The sequence below is a fragment of the Gilliamella sp. N-G2 genome (assembly GCF_002142215.1).
Taxonomy (GTDB): domain Bacteria; phylum Pseudomonadota; class Gammaproteobacteria; order Enterobacterales; family Orbaceae; genus Gilliamella.
In genome coordinates this window covers 61,587-80,679 of record NZ_NAST01000009.1, presented here as the reverse complement: position 1 = coordinate 80,679, position 19,093 = coordinate 61,587, and the positions used below count along the sequence as shown (strand labels likewise).

20 protein-coding genes are annotated in these 19,093 nt (G+C 35.7%); 10 read left to right on the top strand and 10 right to left on the bottom strand.

Going from position 1 to position 19,093, the window contains the following annotated elements; genetic code table 11:
- Nucleotides 1–4: 4 nt before the first annotated feature.
- Both B6C99_RS13660 and B6C99_RS13040 read right to left on the bottom strand, forming a co-directional pair.
- Nucleotides 5–223, bottom strand: a complete 219-nt coding sequence (locus B6C99_RS13660; RefSeq protein ID WP_086359024.1) for a SymE family type I addiction module toxin — start codon at nt 221–223, stop codon at nt 5–7.
- The gene (locus tag B6C99_RS13040) at nt 172–864 is read right to left on the bottom strand and encodes an IS1 family transposase (protein ID WP_143413924.1); all 693 of its coding nucleotides are present in this window, start codon (nt 862–864) and stop codon (nt 172–174) included. Before B6C99_RS13040 ends, B6C99_RS13660 begins: the two co-directional genes overlap by 52 nt.
- A 279-nt stretch (nt 865–1,143) precedes the next feature.
- Here B6C99_RS13040 and ychF point away from each other — a divergent pair, with 279 nt between their 5' ends.
- Together ychF and moeA are read left to right on the top strand one after the other, a co-directional pair.
- Nucleotides 1,144–2,235, top strand: a complete 1,092-nt coding sequence (gene ychF / locus B6C99_RS06055) for a redox-regulated ATPase YchF (protein ID WP_086359023.1) — start codon at nt 1,144–1,146, stop codon at nt 2,233–2,235.
- Nucleotides 2,236–2,360: 125 nt separating this feature from the next.
- Entirely contained in the window at nt 2,361–3,584 is a 1,224-nt protein-coding gene (gene moeA, locus B6C99_RS06050) for a molybdopterin molybdotransferase MoeA (protein WP_086359022.1), read from the top strand.
- Here moeA and B6C99_RS06045 read toward each other — a convergent pair.
- The 4 genes from B6C99_RS06045 to folB are packed head-to-tail and all read right to left on the bottom strand — an operon-like array spanning nt 3,576 to nt 5,653.
- On the bottom strand, nt 3,576–4,004 hold the full coding sequence (locus B6C99_RS06045; protein ID WP_086359021.1) for an EamA family transporter: 429 nt from the start codon (nt 4,002–4,004) through the stop codon (nt 3,576–3,578). The two genes, moeA and B6C99_RS06045, sit on opposite strands and share 9 nt — an antisense overlap.
- A 5-nt stretch (nt 4,005–4,009) precedes the next feature.
- Complete coding sequence (locus B6C99_RS06040; protein ID WP_034902220.1) at nt 4,010–4,216, bottom strand: hypothetical protein; 207 nt, start codon at nt 4,214–4,216, stop codon at nt 4,010–4,012.
- Between the two features lie 49 nt (nt 4,217–4,265).
- Nucleotides 4,266–5,264 (bottom strand): MBL fold metallo-hydrolase, encoded by a 999-nt coding sequence (locus B6C99_RS06035; protein WP_086359020.1) that lies wholly within the window; start codon nt 5,262–5,264, stop codon nt 4,266–4,268.
- A 20-nt stretch (nt 5,265–5,284) separates the two neighbouring features.
- Nucleotides 5,285–5,653: a dihydroneopterin aldolase gene (gene folB, locus B6C99_RS06030; protein WP_065651006.1), complete on the bottom strand. Its 369-nt coding sequence runs from the start codon at nt 5,651–5,653 to the stop codon at nt 5,285–5,287.
- A 98-nt stretch (nt 5,654–5,751) separates the two neighbouring features.
- Between folB and rsmE the strand changes: the two genes are divergently transcribed.
- The 8 genes from rsmE to B6C99_RS05990 all read left to right on the top strand — a co-directional run bounded on the left by rsmE (nt 5,752) and on the right by B6C99_RS05990 (nt 15,527).
- Nucleotides 5,752–6,477 (top strand): 16S rRNA (uracil(1498)-N(3))-methyltransferase, encoded by a 726-nt coding sequence (gene rsmE / locus B6C99_RS06025; protein WP_086359019.1) that lies wholly within the window; start codon nt 5,752–5,754, stop codon nt 6,475–6,477.
- A gap of 195 nt (nt 6,478–6,672) precedes the next feature.
- Nucleotides 6,673–7,629, top strand: a complete 957-nt coding sequence (gene gshB, locus B6C99_RS06020) for a glutathione synthase (RefSeq protein ID WP_086359018.1) — start codon at nt 6,673–6,675, stop codon at nt 7,627–7,629.
- A 2-nt stretch (nt 7,630–7,631) separates the two neighbouring features.
- On the top strand, nt 7,632–8,087 hold the full coding sequence (locus B6C99_RS06015; protein WP_086359017.1) for a GNAT family N-acetyltransferase: 456 nt from the start codon (nt 7,632–7,634) through the stop codon (nt 8,085–8,087).
- 21 nt (nt 8,088–8,108) lie between these two features.
- Complete coding sequence (locus tag B6C99_RS06010) at nt 8,109–8,666, top strand: YqgE/AlgH family protein (RefSeq protein WP_086359016.1); 558 nt, start codon at nt 8,109–8,111, stop codon at nt 8,664–8,666.
- Nucleotides 8,667–8,669: 3 nt separating this feature from the next.
- Nucleotides 8,670–9,086: a Holliday junction resolvase RuvX gene (gene ruvX, locus B6C99_RS06005; RefSeq protein ID WP_086359015.1), complete on the top strand. Its 417-nt coding sequence runs from the start codon at nt 8,670–8,672 to the stop codon at nt 9,084–9,086.
- A 95-nt stretch (nt 9,087–9,181) separates the two neighbouring features.
- Nucleotides 9,182–10,219, top strand: coding sequence for a phosphoribosylformylglycinamidine cyclo-ligase (gene purM, locus B6C99_RS06000; protein ID WP_086359014.1), 1,038 nt, complete (start codon nt 9,182–9,184; stop codon nt 10,217–10,219).
- A 289-nt stretch (nt 10,220–10,508) separates the two neighbouring features.
- Nucleotides 10,509–14,051, top strand: a complete 3,543-nt coding sequence (gene nifJ / locus B6C99_RS05995) for a pyruvate:ferredoxin (flavodoxin) oxidoreductase (RefSeq protein ID WP_086359013.1) — start codon at nt 10,509–10,511, stop codon at nt 14,049–14,051.
- A 288-nt stretch (nt 14,052–14,339) separates the two neighbouring features.
- Nucleotides 14,340–15,527, top strand: a complete 1,188-nt coding sequence (locus tag B6C99_RS05990; RefSeq protein ID WP_086359012.1) for a histidinol-phosphate transaminase — start codon at nt 14,340–14,342, stop codon at nt 15,525–15,527.
- Between the two features lie 60 nt (nt 15,528–15,587).
- Here B6C99_RS05990 and B6C99_RS05985 read toward each other — a convergent pair whose 3' ends face one another.
- The 4 genes from B6C99_RS05985 to zapB form a co-directional block, all read right to left on the bottom strand.
- On the bottom strand, nt 15,588–16,124 hold the full coding sequence (locus B6C99_RS05985) for a C40 family peptidase (RefSeq protein WP_086359011.1): 537 nt from the start codon (nt 16,122–16,124) through the stop codon (nt 15,588–15,590).
- Entirely contained in the window at nt 16,072–17,430 is a 1,359-nt protein-coding gene (locus tag B6C99_RS05980) for a DUF3482 domain-containing protein (protein ID WP_086359010.1), read from the bottom strand. The genes B6C99_RS05985 and B6C99_RS05980 overlap by 53 nt, the downstream gene beginning before the upstream one ends.
- Nucleotide 17,431: 1 nt before the next feature.
- A complete protein-coding gene (locus B6C99_RS05975; RefSeq protein WP_086359009.1) occupies nt 17,432–18,733 on the bottom strand; it encodes a DUF2868 domain-containing protein in 1,302 nt (433 codons plus the stop codon).
- A 76-nt stretch (nt 18,734–18,809) separates the two neighbouring features.
- Nucleotides 18,810–19,055, bottom strand: a complete 246-nt coding sequence (gene zapB, locus B6C99_RS05970; protein ID WP_086359008.1) for a cell division protein ZapB — start codon at nt 19,053–19,055, stop codon at nt 18,810–18,812.
- Nucleotides 19,056–19,093 lie beyond the last annotated feature (38 nt).

Here is a 19,093-nt window from a genome sequence, read left to right as displayed (position 1 = left end):
CGTTTTACTGATTAAGCTTAACGGTGATATCACAGATGCGCTGCAGGGTCTGTTGTATCTCTTCGAGTAACTTACGGTTATCCATCTGGTGTTTAGGTTCGGTGGCGATGACTAAACAACCCTGCATCCCCCGGATAATCAGCGGTGTACCGGTGGTAAACCCGGCCTGATTTAGCCATTTACCCTTGTCTGCCGGTAATGCCGACGTCGCAAGGTTCGACAATGGTTAGCGAGTAAGGTAAAACCTTGCTGGCTCATTATCCAAAGAAAATAGCGTTGCCACTTAGCAGCGGTAGCGGTATTAATGCCCAGTTGCCGGTTCACTGTTTTACAGGTCTCGCCTTGTAATAACATATCAATAAACGGTAGCCATAACTCACAATGAGATAGCTTATCGAGCTGATATATCTTAAGTGGGTTAAAAGTACGTCGGCAGGCTTTGCAGCGGAAGTTAAGACGCTGACCGATACGAACGGTGTTGAGAGATGCACAATAGGCGCAAGGCATGACGGATGTGCTAAGCAGCTCAGAGAGCCATGACTTAAATGCGAATGCTTGCCGGGTGACTTCATCAGGCGTGGCCTGTTCAAGGTTAAGAACGGCTTGATAGAGGTCGGGCTCATGTAGCACTAGCAACTGGCGGATGACATTATCCCGTCGCCGTGCTGCTCTGGGGGACAGGTCAAACTGAGCGGCAATGAAGCTGTGAGGTTGTGCGGCCAGCGTAAAGGGTGCAATGTCAATGAGTAATGAAACCGGCTTAAGGCGTCGGCACAACGGGCTTGTGGTAGCAAGCTCAGGTAACTGCTGTAAAAAGCGCTGTGCGGCGTGATGATACTGATTAGGTAAAATAGCATGGTACATAATCGCCTCTTATAACGGTATAGACACGACAATAGCTTTAACAAATAATATAGCCTGAACAGTGCTTCTGGGGGAATTTTTTGCTAAAATAATGCGATTAATGACATTGGCTCTTTAACACCTTGAACCCACTAGAGAAATTAACTTCTGAATGAAGTTATGCCTCGGCAAAAACTGTTGAATATTTTATATCAGTATCAACATTAGTATAATTAGCCTAATTTAGTATATAATTGCCATCTATTTTTGAGATTTTTATAACACAAGGTAATAAACAGTATGGGATTTAAATGTGGTATTGTCGGACTACCAAATGTAGGCAAATCAACACTTTTTAATGCACTAACCAAAGCTGGAATAGAAGCTGCTAACTTTCCGTTTTGTACGATTGAACCAAACACAGGTGTAGTGCCAATGCCTGATCCGCGTTTAGATCAACTTGCGGAAATTGTTAAACCACAACGCACTTTACCAACCACAATGGAATTTGTTGATATTGCTGGACTAGTTAAAGGTGCGTCTAAAGGTGAAGGACTTGGTAACCAATTTTTAGCTAATATTCGTGAAACAGAAGCGATTGGCCACGTTGTTCGTTGTTTTGAAAATGAAAATATTGTTCACGTTGCAGGTAAAATCGATCCGGCTGAAGATATTGAAATCATTAATACTGAACTTGCGTTAGCTGATCTTGAGGCTTGCGAAAGAGCCATTACCCGTTTACAAAAACGTGCTAAAGGTGGTGATAAAGACGCCCAGTACGAACTTGAAATCTTAGATAAATGTTTACCTCATCTTGAACAAGGCAAAAAACTATTATTACTTGATTTTAGTAAAGAAGAATTAGATGCAATTAAATATCTAAGCTTTTTAACCCTAAAACCAACAATGTATATTGCTAATGTTAATGAAGATGGTTTTGAAAACAATCCATATTTAGAAAAAGTCAAAGCTATTGCTGAGCAAGAAAAAGCCGTCGTTGTACCTGTCTGTGCTGCTATTGAAGCTGAATTAGCTGAACTTGATGACGCTGATCGCGATGAATTTATGCAAGACCTTGGCTTAACTGAACCAGGCTTAAATAGAGTGATTCGCGCAGGTTATAGTTTACTTAATCTGCAAACTTACTTTACTGCTGGTGTCAAGGAAGTTCGGGCATGGACAATTTCAGTTGGAGATACTGCGCCACAAGCAGCAGGTAAAATTCATACCGATTTTGAAAAAGGCTTTATCCGAGCACAAACGATCGCCTTTGATGACTTTATTAAATATGGTGGTGAACAAGGTGCTAAAGAAGCAGGTAAAATGCGTTCTGAAGGGAAAGATTATATCGTGCAAGATGGTGATATTATGAATTTCTTATTTAATGTTTAATCTTTGTTGATGCCGTGTATTGCGGCATCATATATCATATATTTATATAACTCATTAGAGATTATCTGCAATCTATTAACTACTTGCCTAATATAACGGACAATCGATTACAAGGAGCTTCATTTATGTTATTAACCTTTGAACAAGCCAAAAAAAATATACTTGAAGCAGCAAATAATCATAAACCGGCAATGGAAAAAGTAGCATTATTTGATGCCTTAGATCGAATCACTGCTGAACCTGTTATTTCGCCAATTAATGTACCTAGCTTTAATAATTCGGCAATGGATGGTTATGCTGTAAGATTATCTGATATCAATCAATCGACGTTATTACCGTTAGCTGGAGTAATTTATGCTGGTGACGATATTTCATCACTAAATTGGCCTAAAGGTAGTTGCTTACGAATTATGACTGGTGCACCTGTTCCTAACGAAGCTAGTGCCGTTGTAATGCAAGAAGAGGCAGAACAAACTGAATCAGGAATTAAATTTTTAAAGGAAATAAAACCAGCTAGTAATATTCGTTATATAGGTGAAGATGCTAAACAAGGTGCGGTTATTGTCGAAAAAGGTTCTCGATTAACTATTCCGACCTTATCCAGTTTAGCAACACTTGGTATTGCTGAGTTAACAGTATATCGAAGGTTAAAAGTTGCAATATTTTCCACCGGTAATGAATTAACCGAGATTGGCACCCCATTAGCAAATAATAGTGCAATTTATGATAGTAACCGATTTACCCTCAAATTATTATTAAACAAATTAAATTGTGAAATTATTGATTTAGGGATTATTGTCGATAATCCGAGCAAAATTAAGCAAACACTCGAAACCGCATCCAAACAAGCTGATTTAGTGATTAGTAGTGGCGGTGTTTCAGTCGGGGATGCTGATTATACTAAAATGGCACTAGAGGAACTGGGTAAAGTTAACTTCTGGAAAATTGCCATAAAACCAGGAAAACCGTTTGCCTTTGGCAATATAGGTAATGCGTTATTTTGCGGATTGCCGGGTAATCCTGTTTCAACTCTCGTCACTTTTTATCAATTGGTTCAGCCATTAATATTGGCGCTTACTGGACAAAATTTAACCGAAGCTGAGTTATCACTTAAAGTAAAAACAGCAACAAATCTGAAAAAAAGTATCGGTAGATTGGATTTTCAACGAGGTATATTGCAAATTTCAGCTAATGGCGAGTTGGAGGTTGTTTCAACTGGTCAACAAGGCTCCCATCTCACGCAATCGTTTAATCATGCTAATTGCTTTATCTTACTTGAAAAAGATAGAGGCAATGTAACTAAAGGAGAGCTAGTAACTGTTGAGCTGTTTAATACACTATTAAAATAGTGCAACTAATATTGCCCCAGCAGCTATCATGGCAACGCCTATAGCCGAAAGAAATGAAATTTTTTCGCCAAATATGATGGCTGCAAAAATAACCGCAAAAACGACACTAAGTTTATCAATGGGGGCAACTTGCGATACTTTGCCTTCTTTTATTGCCATAAAGTAAAATAACCACGATAACGCCCCAGCAACGCCACTCAATGCAATAATAAGCAATGCTTTTTTATCATTAAAAAAAGTATTTATTAAATTTAGTTTTCCCTGTACAACAACAACACCAACTAAGAATACTGCCATCACTATAGATCTGATTGCTGTCGCAGTATTAGCATCAAGATGTTGTAAACCAATTTTACCGAGAATAGCCACACAAGCAGCAGTAATCGCCGATAATAATGCATAAATAAGCCATGCACTCATATAAGTTAATACCTATCAATTTGGAATAAATATTGCTGATTATTTGAATTTTTTTGACATTGCTCTGATTTATTCATTACTCCACGGCAATCTTCGAGAACTCCATGGGCTTTTGACCAATGATATTGTTTACCTTCATCATTTTTACCGCCACAAGCAGTTAACGCTAAACTAAACGTTAGACAAGTTAATGCAATAATTACTGATTTCATCATATTTCCCTCGCAAATATCAAAATGTGGTTTAAATTATTATTGTTAATTATTTTAGTTCATTATTAAGCTTATTGATAGCTAAGCTATCACCTATTTTTAATATATGAAAAGATCTATCTCCCTTTAATGAGTTTAATAATGTTGGTGGCTCATCTAATGGTTCATCTGCCAATTCAAACGCTCCCCAATGAATTGCAATGGCTGACTGACAGTTTAATTCATCATAAAGTTTTAAAGCTTGTTGTGGATCTATATGCTGCGATTGCATAAACCAACGAGGAGCATAAGCGCCAATCGGTATCAAAGCAATATCTATTTGCTTAAATTTATCTGCTATTTTCTTTAAGCTTGCACAATAACCGGTATCCCCCATAAAGTAGACAGTTTTAGTCGATAGTGGTTTATCAATATCTGTCTGCATAACCCATCCACACCATAATGCTTTATTAACATCAAACGCTCCCCGATTACTCCAATGCTTTGCCGGTGTAGCGGTAAAGGTAATTCCATTAACATTGGTTGACTGCCACCAATCTAACTCAATGACTTGCTTGGCCCCCCATTTTAATAATTTGCTTTTAAGTCCTAAGGGAACCAGAATAGTGAGTTGCGGATACCGCGTTATAAGTTGTTGAATACTATTAAAATCAAGATGATCATAATGGCTATGAGAGATTACAATTACATTAATTGAAGGTAAGTTATCAATGGTAATTGCTGGTTTTGTTCGTCGTTTCGGCCCAATAAATTGAACGGGCGATACTCGGTTAGAAAACACTGGATCAGTTAATATCCATTGTTCATTAAGCTTTATCAAGGTGGTAGAATGCCCGATCCACCAAACTCTATCACCGCTTAAGCTAATATCAATTGGACTAAACCAATTTTGTGTGAATGCTTGATATCCACCTTGTGGTGGTAAAACTTTACGTTGCAGTCGCCAACGCAAAGCATCAGTTAATTTAATTGAAAAAGGTTCAGTATTATCAAAACCTTTCTTTTTATGATGTGATTGATCACATATTATTTTGTTCGCTTTACTCATTAAGGGATATCTAAATGTAGTTATTTGGCTCTGCGTTCTATTAGTACCGCAACATTCCCTGCATTAGCAATAGCATCAGGTTTTGACACTTTTATTTTCAACCATTGTACAGAGAATTTCTCAATGACTAACATTGCAACACGTTCTGCTACTGTTTCAATCAATTCAAATTTATTTTGTTCAATAAATGACGTTATTGATTGCGACACAACAAAATAGTCTAAACAAAACTTCACATCATCACTTTGTCCGGCAGGTTGATTATCCCATGCCATTTCGAGATCAAGAACTAACTTTTGTTTAATCGTTTTTTCCCAATCATAAACACCAATTGTGGTATAAACCGTTAGTGATTCAATGAATACTCTATCTTTAATTGTTAAGGTCATATTCTATTCCAGATATAGATATTGTTTAAAATAGAGATTACCGAATCTTAATAAATTACGCTATAATTTATTTTAAATAATAGTAAATAATAGTTTATATGACGCGAATTTTTCAGCCTTACACAATTAATCAAAATAGTTTGATCACTTTAGATGATAATGCTTTCAATCACCTTATTCGAGTATTAAGAATGAAAACCGGGGAATCGATTACGCTTTTTGATGGTTCCAACCAAATTACGCCTGCCGTAATACATGAAATTAATAAAAAAACCGTTATTGTAAAAACAGCAAACAGTGTATTAGATAATCGAGAATCACCATTAAACATTCATTTAGGACAAGTGATTTCTCGTGGCGATAAGATGGAATTTACTATTCAAAAATCGGTCGAATTAGGTGTTAATACCATTACCCCCCTACTTTCAGAACGTTGTGGCGTCAAACTCGATCAAGAAAGGCTTGAAAAGAAAGTTCAACAATGGCAAAAAATTGTTATTTCGGCTTGTGAACAGTGCGGACGAAATATTATCCCAAACATCAATCCAGTAATGAAATTAGAAACTTGGTGTGCAAATTTAACCGATAGTTTAAAACTTAACTTACACCCTAAAGCCAAACAAGGAATTAACCAATTACCTTGTGATAACAAAAATATTAGTTTATTAATTGGACCGGAAGGTGGTCTATCTAATGAAGAAATTAGCATGACTCATCAATATCAATTTACTGATATTTTGCTCGGACCGAGAGTATTACGAACTGAAACAGCGGCGTTAACTGCAATAACAGCCCTTCAAGTTCGTTTTGGTGATTTAGGTTAGTCACAAGAAATAAATAAGTTAACAAATGATTGCTTTGCTTATTAATCGGTAACGAGTATGATAGTTGAAAATTTGATTATTATTGCTAATACCTCTTTCTACCTTGGTTTTATCTAAATTATTAAATAGGTAGAGCAGCAGCAAATCATCAACACCGAATTCAGTAAAATCAAATATAATCAGTAAGGAGTTACCATGATCAAACTTGGTATTGTTATGGACCCCATTAGCCATATCAAATTAAAAAAAGATACCAGTTTTGCGATGCTACTTGAAGCACAAAAACGCGGCTATCAACTTTATTATATGGAAATGAATGATCTGTTTTTACGCAATGGAGAAGCTAGTGCCACGACTCGTACAGTAACAGTTCATAACAATAGTGAGCATTGGTTTGATTTTGGAGACGAACAGACTATAGCATTAAGTGAACTTGATGTAATATTAATGCGCAAAGATCCGCCTTTTGATACTGAATTTATCTATGCAACCTATATTTTAGAGCGTGCAGAAGAGAAAGGAGTATTGATAGTAAATAAACCTCAAAGTCTACGCGACTGTAACGAAAAATTATTTACTGCTTGGTTTGCTGACTTTACACCTGAAACATTAGTTACTCGTCAAACATCACAAATCAAAGCTTTTCATCAACAATATCATGACATCATTTTAAAACCACTAGATGGCATGGGTGGTTCATCAATTTTTCGCGTGAAACAAGATGATCCTAATGTTTCGGTGATTATAGAGACACTTACTGAACATAATACCCGTTATTGCATGGCACAAACATTTATTCCTGCAATCAAAGATGGCGATAAACGGGTTTTAGTTGTCAACGGTGTACCCGTGCCTTACTGCTTAGCACGAATCCCACAAAAAGGGGAAACACGAGGAAACTTAGCAGCTGGTGGACATGGTGAAGTCAGACCATTAAGTGATAATGATTGGCAAATCGCTAACAGTATCGGTCCTGTTTTAAAACAAAAAGGACTACTATTTGTGGGACTTGATATTATTGGTGACAAACTAACCGAAATTAACGTTACTAGCCCGACTTGTGTTCGAGAAATTGAAGCTGCTAACCCAGATTTATCAATCACAGGTTTATTAATGGATGCGATTGAATCAAGATTAAATATAAAGAGTTAAAAATGATTAGAGAATATCAAACAAAAGATTTAGATGCCATAATGACAATTTGGCTTCAAGGTAATGAACAAGCACATAATTTTATCGATCCTGAGTTTTTTAAACAAAACTTTGAATTAGTGAAGATGTTGATCCCAATGTCAACAATATATGTTCAAGATATCAACGGCATTGTGGTTGGTTTTATTGGCCTAACTGAAAATTATATCTCAGGTTTATATGTTGAAAAAAATTCTCGTCATCAAGGTACAGGGTCAGCATTAGTTGAAAAGGCCAAACAACGTCATAACGAATTAATGGTACATGTTTACAAACAAAATAGTGATGCAATTAACTTTTATTTATCACAAAATTTTGAAATTGTTGGTGAATCAATTAATGAAGAAACCAATCATCCTGAAATATTAATGCGCTGTAATATTGAACATAAAGTCAAAATAGGTAAATGTGCATTATAAATTTAACAACAATGTGATCATATGAATTTAAAAAATCATTTTATTATAGCCATGCCTACTGTTAATGACTCAATTTTTAGTCGTTCAGTAGTATATATTTGTGAACATAATCGTGATGGTGCAATGGGGATTATTATTAATAAACCCATAGTTGATCTCAACGTAGAAACGGTATTATCCCGTTTAGAAATAACTGCATCAAAAAGTTGTGCTGAACTTGAACACCCGGTGTTTTGTGGCGGCCCACTTGCTGAAGAGCAAGGATTTATTCTTCATACTCCTCATCAAGGGTTTGCTTCAAGTATACAAATCTCTGATGATATCATGATTACTACATCTCTCGATGCATTAAAATCTATTGGCTCACCAGAACAACCAAAAGATCTTTTCTTAGCGTTAGGTTATTCTAGTTGGCAATCATTACAACTTGAAAGTGAAGTAGCAAAAAATGATTGGTTAGTTACCGATGTTGATCCTGCAATTATCTTTGAGGTGGCTATTGAAGATCGTTGGCAGAAAGCAGCTGAATCATTGGGCATTAATATTAAAACAATTTCACATCAAATGGGCACCGCGTAAGTTATGGCTACCATTATTGCATTTGATTTTGGAACAGCCAGCATCGGCGCAGCTATCGGTCAAGATATAACTAAGACCGCAAATTCACTTTGTTCATTCAAAGCTCGAGATGGCATTCCTAATTGGCAGTCAATAGAGAAAGTACTCAATGAATGGCGACCTGATTATTTAGTGGTAGGATTGCCACTAAATATGGATGGCACCGAGCAACCGCTAACCGCAAGAGCACGCAAATTTGCTAACCGTCTGCATGGAATGTTTGGCTATCAAGTTCATTTACAAGATGAACGATTATCAACCGTTGAAGCAAAATCACATATTTTTGCTTCACGTGGCTACCGAGCCCTTGAAAAAAGCCATGTTGATGCGACTTCGGCAATTATTATTTTAGAAAGTTGGTTCGAAAATAGAGAATCTTGATAATGAATAGATTATTTTAACAATAACTAGTCGCCAATAAATTTCATCCTTGCTAAAATAACAGGCAATTTTTTCTATTGAAAGGACTGCTCCCCGTGTCAAATAATAAATCTCTAAGCTATAAAGATGCTGGTGTTGATATCGATGCTGGCAATGAATTGGTTGATCGTATTAAATCTGTCGTTAAAGAGACCAAACGTCCTGAAGTTATGGGTGGACTTGGTGGTTTTGGTGCATTATGTGCAATTCCAGAAAAATATAAACAACCTATTTTAGTTTCAGGTACTGATGGTGTTGGCACTAAATTACGCCTTGCAATGGATTTAAATCGTCATGAATCAATAGGTATTGATTTGGTTGCCATGTGCGTTAATGATTTGATCGTTCAAGGAGCTGAGCCTTTATTTTTCCTAGACTATTATGCTACTGGCAAATTAAATGTCGATGTCGCCACAACAGTCGTTACTGGTATTGCCGAAGGTTGTAAACAATCTGGGTGTGCATTGGTTGGCGGTGAAACCGCAGAAATGCCAGGTATGTATCATGGTGATGATTATGACCTAGCAGGCTTTTGTGTCGGTGTAGTTGAAAAATCAGAAATGATTGATGGTAGTAAAGTTCAAGATGGTGATGCACTAATTGCCCTTGCATCAAGTGGTGCGCATTCAAATGGTTATTCATTAGTACGCAAAATTATCGAAGTAAGTGGTGTTAATCCAACGACAGAACAATTAGACGGAAAACCATTAGCAGACCACTTACTTGCGCCAACTAAAATTTATGTAAAATCAGTGCTTGATTTGATTTCGAAAATTGATGTTCATGCTATTGCACACATTACTGGTGGTGGTTTTTGGGAAAACATTCCACGAGTTTTACCTGATAATACTCAAGCTATTATTGATGAATCTAGTTGGCAATGGCCGGCCATCTTTAATTGGTTACAACAAGCAGGTAATGTAAGCCGTCATGAAATGTACCGTACTTTCAATTGTGGAGTAGGTTTAATCATCGCTTTACCAAAACAGTTAGCTGAACAAGCCATTAATTTACTTAACCAGCATGGTGAAAAAGCTTGGTTGCTTGGCGAAATAAAACACTCTTCATCAACTGAACGAGTTGTTATTCAGTAATATATACGATATCAATTTTTGTCTAGTAATAGTAACTAATCAGTCAATATTACTGGACAAAAATTATTGATATAAAAATCCTCAAAAAAATTCCTTTTAGTATCAATCTGCAATATCTACCTTATGTTTTAATATGCAAATCCCCTGCCTTTTTTATTTTTACTAAAAACGTATAGTTAGCCAAAAATTTAACTTAAAAATAACTAAAAGCTATCTTAGTTTCTGGTACAATAAGCAAAATTATTATAACTAAGTAATGTCATAATACTCTAAGATACAAGGTTTTTTAATGATCATATCAGATGCTAATAGTGCGGTGTCATCTGTCGCATATCGTGCAAACGAAGTCATTGCTATTTATCCAATAACTCCAAGTTCATCTATGGCTGAACAAGCCAGCACGTGGGCGGAGTTCAATAAACCTAATGTTTTTGGTGATACACCGAAAGTTGTTGAAATGCAATCGGAAGCGGGAGCAATATCAACTGTACACGGTGCATTAATGACTGGGGCATTAGCAACATCATTTACTTCATCGCAAGGTCTGTTATTAATGATTCCTTCGCTATATAAAATAGCTGGGGAATTAACACCATTTGTATTACATGTTGCCGCCCGTACTGTTGCAACTCATGCCTTATCTATTTTTGGCGATCATTCTGATGTTATGTCAGTTAGGCAAACTGGTTTTGCCATGCTGTGTTCTAGCTCGGTACAAGAAGCCCAAGATTTAGCCTTAATCGCACAAATAGCGACACTCAATAGTAGAGTACCATTTATTCACTTTTTTGATGGTTTTAGAACTTCACACGAAGTAAATAAAATTTATCCAATCAGTGATGAACAGATTCGTAATTTGCTTCCCAATCAAGCTATTGATGCTTTTCGCCACCGTGCCTTAACGCCTGATAACCCAGTCATTCGTGGTACATCAGCTAATCCTGATACATATTTCCAGTGCCGTGAAGCAGTTAATCCATATTATGAGAATACTTTCAATCATGTTGCTGATGCTATGCAAGCCTTTGAAAAAGAGACAGGTAGGAAGTATCAACCTTTCGAATATTATGGCGCAAAAGATGCTGAACGTATCATTGTCATTATGGGCTCCGGCGTCAGCACCACGAAAGAAGTTGTCGATCATCTGATTAAAAATGACGAAAAAGTTGGCGTCGTTATCGTAAGATTATTCCGACCATTTTCAGCAACTCATCTACTTGACGTTATTCCGCAAACTGTGAAAAAAATCGCAGTACTAGATCGTACCAAAGAACCAGGAGCACAAGCTGAACCTCTTTATCTAGATGTAATGACAGCCTTTGCCGAGAGTTTTTCACGTGGCGAACGAAACCATTTACCGCAAATTATTGGTGGTCGTTATGGTTTATCATCGAAAGAGTTCGATCCTCGCTGTGTGTTAGCCATTTTTAATGAACTAACAACAGAGAAACCTAAACCTCGCTTTACAGTGGGTATTTATGACGATATAACCGGCTTGTCACTACCATTACCAGAAAAATCCATTCCACAAAAATCAGCACTTGAAGCTCTATTTTATGGTTTAGGCAGTGATGGTACAGTTTCAGCGACCAAAAATAATATCAAAATCATTGGTGATAGTTCACCATTTTATGTACAAGGTTATTTCGTTTACGATTCGAAAAAAGCAGGTGGTTTAACCACTTCTCACCTTCGAGTTAACCTTGAACCAATAGATTCACCATATTTGATAACCAGTGCCCATTTTATTGGTTGTCATCAAGATCAGTTTATCGACAAATATCAAATAGTTGAAAAATTAAAAGATGATGGTATTTTCTTACTAAATACACCTTATAGTAAGGATGAAGTTTGGCATAGATTACCTAAAGAAGTGCAAATTCAACTAATTAAGAAAAGAGCACATTTTTATATAATTAATGCAGCTAAAATTGCTCGAGAATGTAATTTAGGGGCAAGAATTAATACGGTCATGCAGGCCGCTTTCTTCCATTTATCAGAAATATTTAAAAATGATTTTAGCATTTCACAACTAAAAGAAGTTATTGCCAAAAGTTACAGCAGTAAAGGACAAGATATTGTTGAAAATAACTGGAAAGCACTTGATTTAGCCATTGCATCTCTTGAGAAAATTCCATTAAGTTGCGTTGATGAAAGTAGTCCATCACGTCCACCAGTTGTACCAAGCAATGCTCCTGATTTTGTTAAAATGGTTACTGCAACTATGTTAGCTGGCTTAGGTGATAGTTTACCTGTTTCAGTTTTTCCTCCCGATGGAACATGGCCTGTTGGCACCACAAAATGGGAAAAACGTAATATTGCTGAAGAAATACCAATCTGGCAACCAGAATTTTGTACTCAATGTAACCATTGTGTGGTTGCTTGTCCGCATGCAGCCATTCGAGCAAAAGTTGTTGAACCAGATGATATGCTCAATGCACCTGAGTCACTAAGCTCACTTGAAGTAAAAGCTCGTGATATGAAAGGTCAACGTTATGTTTTACAAGTTGCGCCTGAAGATTGTACCGGATGTAATTTATGTGTTGAAGTTTGTCCTTCTCGTGACCGTAATAACTTTGATATCAAAGCCATTAACATGCGTTCACGAATTGACAATCTAAAAACTCAGCGTGCTAACTATGAGTATTTCACCGACCTTCCTGATCGGGAAATCAAAACATTAGAACGAATTGATGTACGTACATCACAACTATTAACACCGTTATTTGAATATTCGGGTGCTTGTGCTGGTTGTGGTGAAACACCATACATTAAACTACTAACCCAATTATATGGTGATCATCTTGCTATTGCTAATGCAACTGGTTGCTCATCAATTTATGGTGGTAATTTACCATCATCCCCATATACAACCGATCGCAATGGCCGTGGACCAGCTTGGGCAAATTCATTATTTGAAGATAATGCCGAATTTGCACTTGGTTATCGTATTACTTATGATCAACATAAAAAACGAGCATTACGTTTGCTTGAACATATTGCAGGTGAAGTTTCACCAGAGATTGTTATCAATTTACAATCACCAGATTTATCTATTGATGAAAAACGAACTCAAGTTAATTTATTACGTCAACAATTAGCACATTTAACTTCAGCTGAAGCTAAAGAGTTAATGCAAGATGCTAATTATTTGATTGATAAATCAGTATGGGCTATTGGTGGTGATGGTTGGGCTTATGATATTGGCTTTGGTGGACTCGATCATGTAATGAGTTTAACCGAAAACGTTAACATCTTAGTGCTTGATACCCAATGCTACTCTAATACTGGCGGACAACAATCGAAAGCAACACCAATGGGGGCAGTATCTAAATTTGCTGATTTAGGTAAACATAAAGCTCGTAAAGATCTTGGGGTCAGTGTAATGATGTATGGTCACGTTTATGTCGCCCAAGTTGCTTTAGGATCGCAATTGAACCAAACACTTAAAGCATTACAAGAAGCTGAAGCTTATGATGGCCCTTCTCTGGTTATTGCTTATAGCCCTTGTGAAGAACATGGTTACGATTTATCTAAATCTCATGAACAGATGAAAGATTTAGTTAAATCAGGTTTCTGGCCACTATATCGTTATGATCCGCGTCGTATGCAAGAAGGAAAACCAGGTTTAGTGTTAGACTCTAAAGCACCAAACAGTGAATCATTAACGGAAGTTTTACTTAAAGAGCAACGTTTCCGTCGTTTAGAAACACTCGAACCAGTTATTGCCAATACTTTACATGCGCAATCAACTAAAATGGTAAATTCTAAATATAAATTCTTGCAAATGCTGGCAACCTATTCTGATATTGAAACGCCAGCAGAGAGTTAATCACAAAATAACTATCAGGCAAAAATAGCCTTAGTTATGAGATATTAAGATCATTGTTAATATATTCATTAATATTAGCAATGATCTTAAATATTGACATAATGTAGTGCAAACTCGAACTAAATTAGTGCTTTTTTCAATCTAGCTATTTAGTATTCACACATCATAAATTCACCAATCTTTAATTTTATCAATTTGATATCAGCTAATTCTATCTGTTTTTTTTAATTGGTATAAATTTTGCAATATTTTATATTTATAAAAGCGGGCTGAACTGTGAGGTGAATTATGGTAACAAATTTGAACATTAGTCGTAGAACATTATTGGGTTTCTCTACCGCTGCTATTGCTGGGTTATCTGTAAATCAATTGTTATCTAAAGCTTATGCTAGCGAGTTACAAAAAACGATTTCATTTTCACTGCCAGTAATGGATACAGCTGTTACACCTAGCCTAGATAATCCTGTTAGACTCAACTTTAACGAAAATGCCATAGGCATGTCGGGAACAGCCAAACAAGCAGCCATCGATGCAGTACCAAAAGCGAATCGATATGCAAAAGCTGAAATTCCACTATTGAGTAAAAAACTAGCACAATATCATAATGTTAGTGATGAACATATTTTATTAACAGCAGGATCATCAGAGGGTATTCGTAGTGCTATAGCTGCCCACATAAACCCTAACACTCAACTTGTTATTCCAGAATTAACTTATGGTGATGGAGAACACTTCGCAAAAATCTTTAATTTGAAAGTAACTAAAGTTCCCTCTTTAGAAGATTGGCAAATTGATATTAACGGTTTGCGCAAGGCGGTTGAAAATCATCAAGGATTTTCGATTGTTTATTTAGTAAATCCTAACAATCCAACATCTACAGTAATTGGTTATAAAGAAGTTAAATCATGGATAACAAGTAAGCCTAAAAATACATTATTTGTTATTGATGAAGCTTATGCTGAATTTGTCAATGACCCTGCTTTCCGTTCTGTCGATAGTTTAATTTTAGAAGGTTATAGCAATATTATTTTACTAAAAACCTTTTCAAAAATTCATGCTATGGCCGGTTTGCGCGTCGGTTATATTGTTAGTTCCCCCGACAATATCAAAAATATTGGTCAATATGTAGCAGGTGAAAAACTTAATTACTGTGGTGTTTGTGCCGCTCTTGCATCAATCGATGACAAGCAATTTTTAACCTACTCAAAGAAAGCAACTGATGTATCACGTAATATTATGGAGAAAGTATTATCAGAATTAGGATTACACTATCTTAAATCGGAAACAAACTTTATGTTTCATAAAAGCCCAATTGAGTTGGGACAATATCGTGAATTAATGAAGAAAAATTTTATATTGATAGGTCGTGATTTTAATCCAGCTACCAACTGGTGTCGAATATCATTAGGAACACCTGGTGAAATGTTGTATGTTGCCAATGTATTGTATGGTTTAAGGGAAAAATCACTGATATAAAATTGAAACAACCATGGAAAAAATTCTAAAGACTCACTGTATATCAGTGAGTCTATAATTTTACTTAACTTTGGTATCGATAACTCGACGAGTCATCCAGTAATGTTTTTTCCAATAATCTTCTTTTAAACTAGAATAGATTACACCTTTAGAAGTTGACGCATGTAAAAACTTACCATCAGCATAGTAAATACCTACGTGTAAACCGCTACGACTACGACCGGTTTTAAAGAATACTAAATCACCCGCTTTAGGTGTAGTAACTTTATAGCCTAGTTTAGCTTGCTCTACAGTACTTCTTGGTAAAGTTTTTGATAATCTATTTTTAAAGAAATTCATAACCAAACCAGAACAATCACTACCAGCTAAGGTTGTACCACCATAACGATATGGCGTTTTTTTCCATTTTTTATAATGTTGATCGATTTTTGCCAAAATAACTGGATCTGATTTATTTACCGCTACTTGACCTTGACTACTACTACAACCAAACAATACAAACAGAGAAAAAATAATCGAAATTACTAAACATCGTTTTTTAACACTACCGCAATTGTTGCGCAACTTGGTTAATAACCGACTGTCTTTTTTTATCATTTCTTTTTGTTCCTTTATTTAAAGTCGACCAATGCGAATAACGTCTTGCTACCTTTAGACTTTTAGGTAACACACCTTTTTGCCACTCATTTTTATCTAGCTTAGATAATCTAATCGGGCTGGTGTTCGCATGGCTGCGATAATTTAAACTCTCTTTAAGTTGAACTAATCGTAAAGAAAGAAAACAAATAATCACATCATCAACACTTAATTTACTATATCCAGAAAGCTGATAACGCATTCTAGAACCGTAATGCTTTGCAGTTTGCATCAAACTGCCCACGGCTGCACCAATTAATGCAGCTGAACCAAAGGATAATCCACCAGTAGCTAAATCAATACTTGCTCCGATAGTTGCACCAGACACAAATCCTTTAGTCAAATGTATACCCATCAATTTCAACGCATCTAAATTAAACAAATCAGCGTTATATCTACCTTTAATTAAAGGTAGATTTTCTTCACTCTCTTGAGTTGAATCAAATTGATAGAGTTGCAATAAATCATTTATTACTTTTTGTTCACGTAACCTAACTTTATTTTGCATATCAGTTACAGCTTGCTTATCATCTGATTTTGCCATTTTATAAAAAGCAGTCACATCAACCAATGCTTCGGCAATAAGCTTATTTGCTGTATGATTACGTGATTCACGAATCCTCGTTAGATTATCTAACCAATTATCCAATATTTTTTTAGCTGATTCAATTAGTAAAGCTAAACTTTTGTATAATTTCTCTTCACCATCTATGGGTGGAAATACAGCGTCGAACCCAATGATAGCATGGATACCTATTATTGAAAGCAATCTTTTCCATTCCTTTTCATTCTGTTCTTTGGTTGAAGTAAAATTAAGGACAGCAAGAATAGGTTTATCACTATTCGCTAATATGGCTAATTCATCGTGATATTTAGGTAGCACAGGCTCTCTTACATCGATAACATAGATAGCTGCATCACAATTTAATACTTGTCTAATGACTTTTGCTTCTTGATTGAAGAGGTTTTCAGCTTCTGGACTTTGTAAAAAATTCGTTAATTTATCGATACCATCTAGCTTAGTATTAGCTGGTAGAATTTGTGTTATATAATCATAAAGCGCCAAACTATCTTCAAAACCCGGAGTATCATAAAAAGTAATGTCGGTATTATTAGACAAAGACAATTTAATCGATTCAACGTGTCTTGTTGTGCCCGGTTTATCTGAAACATCACCAAAATGACTATTATGCGACAATGCTCGCAAAAGTGAAGTTTTTCCAAAATTGGCATGGCCAACTATTGCTAATTTCAATGAAGTAATCATATTAATTATCCTTCTCTAACCAATTAGGTTCGGCTAATGGTAAAGATAACGATTGCCAATTATGAAATTGCTTACCGTGATTAATAAACCATATCCGAGTTTGCTGTGATTTATTAATTAGCTGTTGAATAAAGTTTAATAATCCACGATCAGGCGCGCGATCCGTATCGATGGCGATTAATAATTTTTTCGCTGGTTTTAATTGTAAGTAGTCCAATATAGCAACCCGTTGTTCACGGGTATTGAGAAAGCCATAGAACGGAACTGTAGTTGTAGGTTTCCAACTTTCAACGATATCCACTGCCACCAAATAGATACCATGCCCTTCTTCAATTTGCGAAATCGGCAATTGCCATCTGTTTTCACCTAATTTATCTTCATCTTCTACGTTAGTGACTAATGGCTGTAATTGTTGAGCTAGGATTTGATAATCAGGATCATCTAAATTTAACTTAATTTTTCGACTGGTTACCATCAAGGTGACACCACAAAAAATCATCAGAAGTAAACGAACAGTTAAGCCATAAAAAATAAAAACACCAAGTAACCATATCGCCCATGAAGAACGAATATCACCAGAACTTAATGCATGTTCACTCAGTTTAATCACATCATCTTTTGGAATAGAAAATCCAAACCAAGATGGCAAATAACCTAGATAATGAGTTAATTTAATAATTGAATCTGCACTTAATAAAGTTGTTTTCCATTCAAAACTATAATGTTGGGTAGAAAAAAGCACTAACAAAACAATTAAAGCACTAGTTAAAATAACTGTCCAAAACAAATTAAGAACAAAACCTAGCAACCAACGAATTCGGTAGCCAAATAATGAAACAAAAGCAGGAACAAGTTGTTGCACAGTCTTTTTTTGATAGAGTTTTTCCGCTATCCATAACCAACCATGAATTAATAAACTACCACCAAAGCGAGAAAAAAATAAAAATGAACAAAGCCAGATAATTAGCGTAATAAAATGAACACCCAATAAACTAAATAATGCCCAATATAAATTGATTGGATTTTGACTTAACGCTCCAAATGTCAACGAACTACCGATAAAAAGTGATAAAAACAATAATAACAAAAATGACAGCTTAATTGAGCGCAACATTACTTTTTGTGCCAAATATAAACCATTTTGTTTAGATAATAAGGTGGCTCGCGTAATAATACGATTAACCAAAGAGGTTGGCATAGCTTTAACTTGCCGATTAATATCTTGATCAGCAAAGCGTCCAGATTGTGACTCAATTAAATGAATAGTTTCAGTAAGCCATAAAGATTTTAGCTGTTCACGCATTTTTATTTAATTTTCACATTTAGGTTAGTCATAAAAGAAACGCGACATAAGTCGCGTTTAAAATAGTTTGAATCGTTTACTGGGTAATTTCACCAATTTTACTTAAAAGAGTTTGAATCCGTTGCTGCCAAATTTGTTGATCTTGTTTTAGTTTTTCATTTTCATCACGTAACGCTTTCATTTCATCAGAACTATCATTAATTAATTGCTCAAGTTCTTGATTACCTTGTTTTAATCTAGTGATTTCTTGTTGCAATGTATTAATGGTGTTAACAGTATGTTGAATTCTAGTTTCTAATTGATTCAATATTTCTAATGACATATTTTTCCTCAAGCTCAATTTATTTGGTGTATAATAAG

What these genes read in the sequence shown, in the direction of transcription:
- ychF (WP_086359023.1), top strand. Translation starts at nt 1,144, where the DNA reads ATGGGATTTAAATGTGGTATTGTCGGACTACCAAATGTAGGCAAATCA.
- rsmE (WP_086359019.1), top strand. Translation starts at nt 5,752, where the DNA reads ATGACGCGAATTTTTCAGCCTTACACAATTAATCAAAATAGTTTGATC.
- B6C99_RS06040 (WP_034902220.1), bottom strand. Translation starts at nt 4,216, where the DNA reads ATGAAATCAGTAATTATTGCATTAACTTGTCTAACGTTTAGTTTAGCG.
- ruvX (WP_086359015.1), top strand. Translation starts at nt 8,670, where the DNA reads ATGGCTACCATTATTGCATTTGATTTTGGAACAGCCAGCATCGGCGCA.
- B6C99_RS05990 (WP_086359012.1), top strand. Translation starts at nt 14,340, where the DNA reads ATGGTAACAAATTTGAACATTAGTCGTAGAACATTATTGGGTTTCTCT.
- nifJ (WP_086359013.1), top strand. Translation starts at nt 10,509, where the DNA reads ATGATCATATCAGATGCTAATAGTGCGGTGTCATCTGTCGCATATCGT.
- zapB (WP_086359008.1), bottom strand. Translation starts at nt 19,055, where the DNA reads ATGTCATTAGAAATATTGAATCAATTAGAAACTAGAATTCAACATACT.
- B6C99_RS06045 (WP_086359021.1), bottom strand. Translation starts at nt 4,004, where the DNA reads ATGAGTGCATGGCTTATTTATGCATTATTATCGGCGATTACTGCTGCT.
- moeA (WP_086359022.1), top strand. Translation starts at nt 2,361, where the DNA reads ATGTTATTAACCTTTGAACAAGCCAAAAAAAATATACTTGAAGCAGCA.
- B6C99_RS13040 (WP_143413924.1), bottom strand. Translation starts at nt 864, where the DNA reads ATGTACCATGCTATTTTACCTAATCAGTATCATCACGCCGCACAGCGC.
- B6C99_RS05975 (WP_086359009.1), bottom strand. Translation starts at nt 18,733, where the DNA reads ATGCGTGAACAGCTAAAATCTTTATGGCTTACTGAAACTATTCATTTA.
- B6C99_RS05985 (WP_086359011.1), bottom strand. Translation starts at nt 16,124, where the DNA reads ATGATAAAAAAAGACAGTCGGTTATTAACCAAGTTGCGCAACAATTGC.
- B6C99_RS06010 (WP_086359016.1), top strand. Translation starts at nt 8,109, where the DNA reads ATGAATTTAAAAAATCATTTTATTATAGCCATGCCTACTGTTAATGAC.
- B6C99_RS05980 (WP_086359010.1), bottom strand. Translation starts at nt 17,430, where the DNA reads ATGATTACTTCATTGAAATTAGCAATAGTTGGCCATGCCAATTTTGGA.
- gshB (WP_086359018.1), top strand. Translation starts at nt 6,673, where the DNA reads ATGATCAAACTTGGTATTGTTATGGACCCCATTAGCCATATCAAATTA.
- B6C99_RS06035 (WP_086359020.1), bottom strand. Translation starts at nt 5,264, where the DNA reads ATGAGTAAAGCGAACAAAATAATATGTGATCAATCACATCATAAAAAG.
- folB (WP_065651006.1), bottom strand. Translation starts at nt 5,653, where the DNA reads ATGACCTTAACAATTAAAGATAGAGTATTCATTGAATCACTAACGGTT.
- B6C99_RS06015 (WP_086359017.1), top strand. Translation starts at nt 7,632, where the DNA reads ATGATTAGAGAATATCAAACAAAAGATTTAGATGCCATAATGACAATT.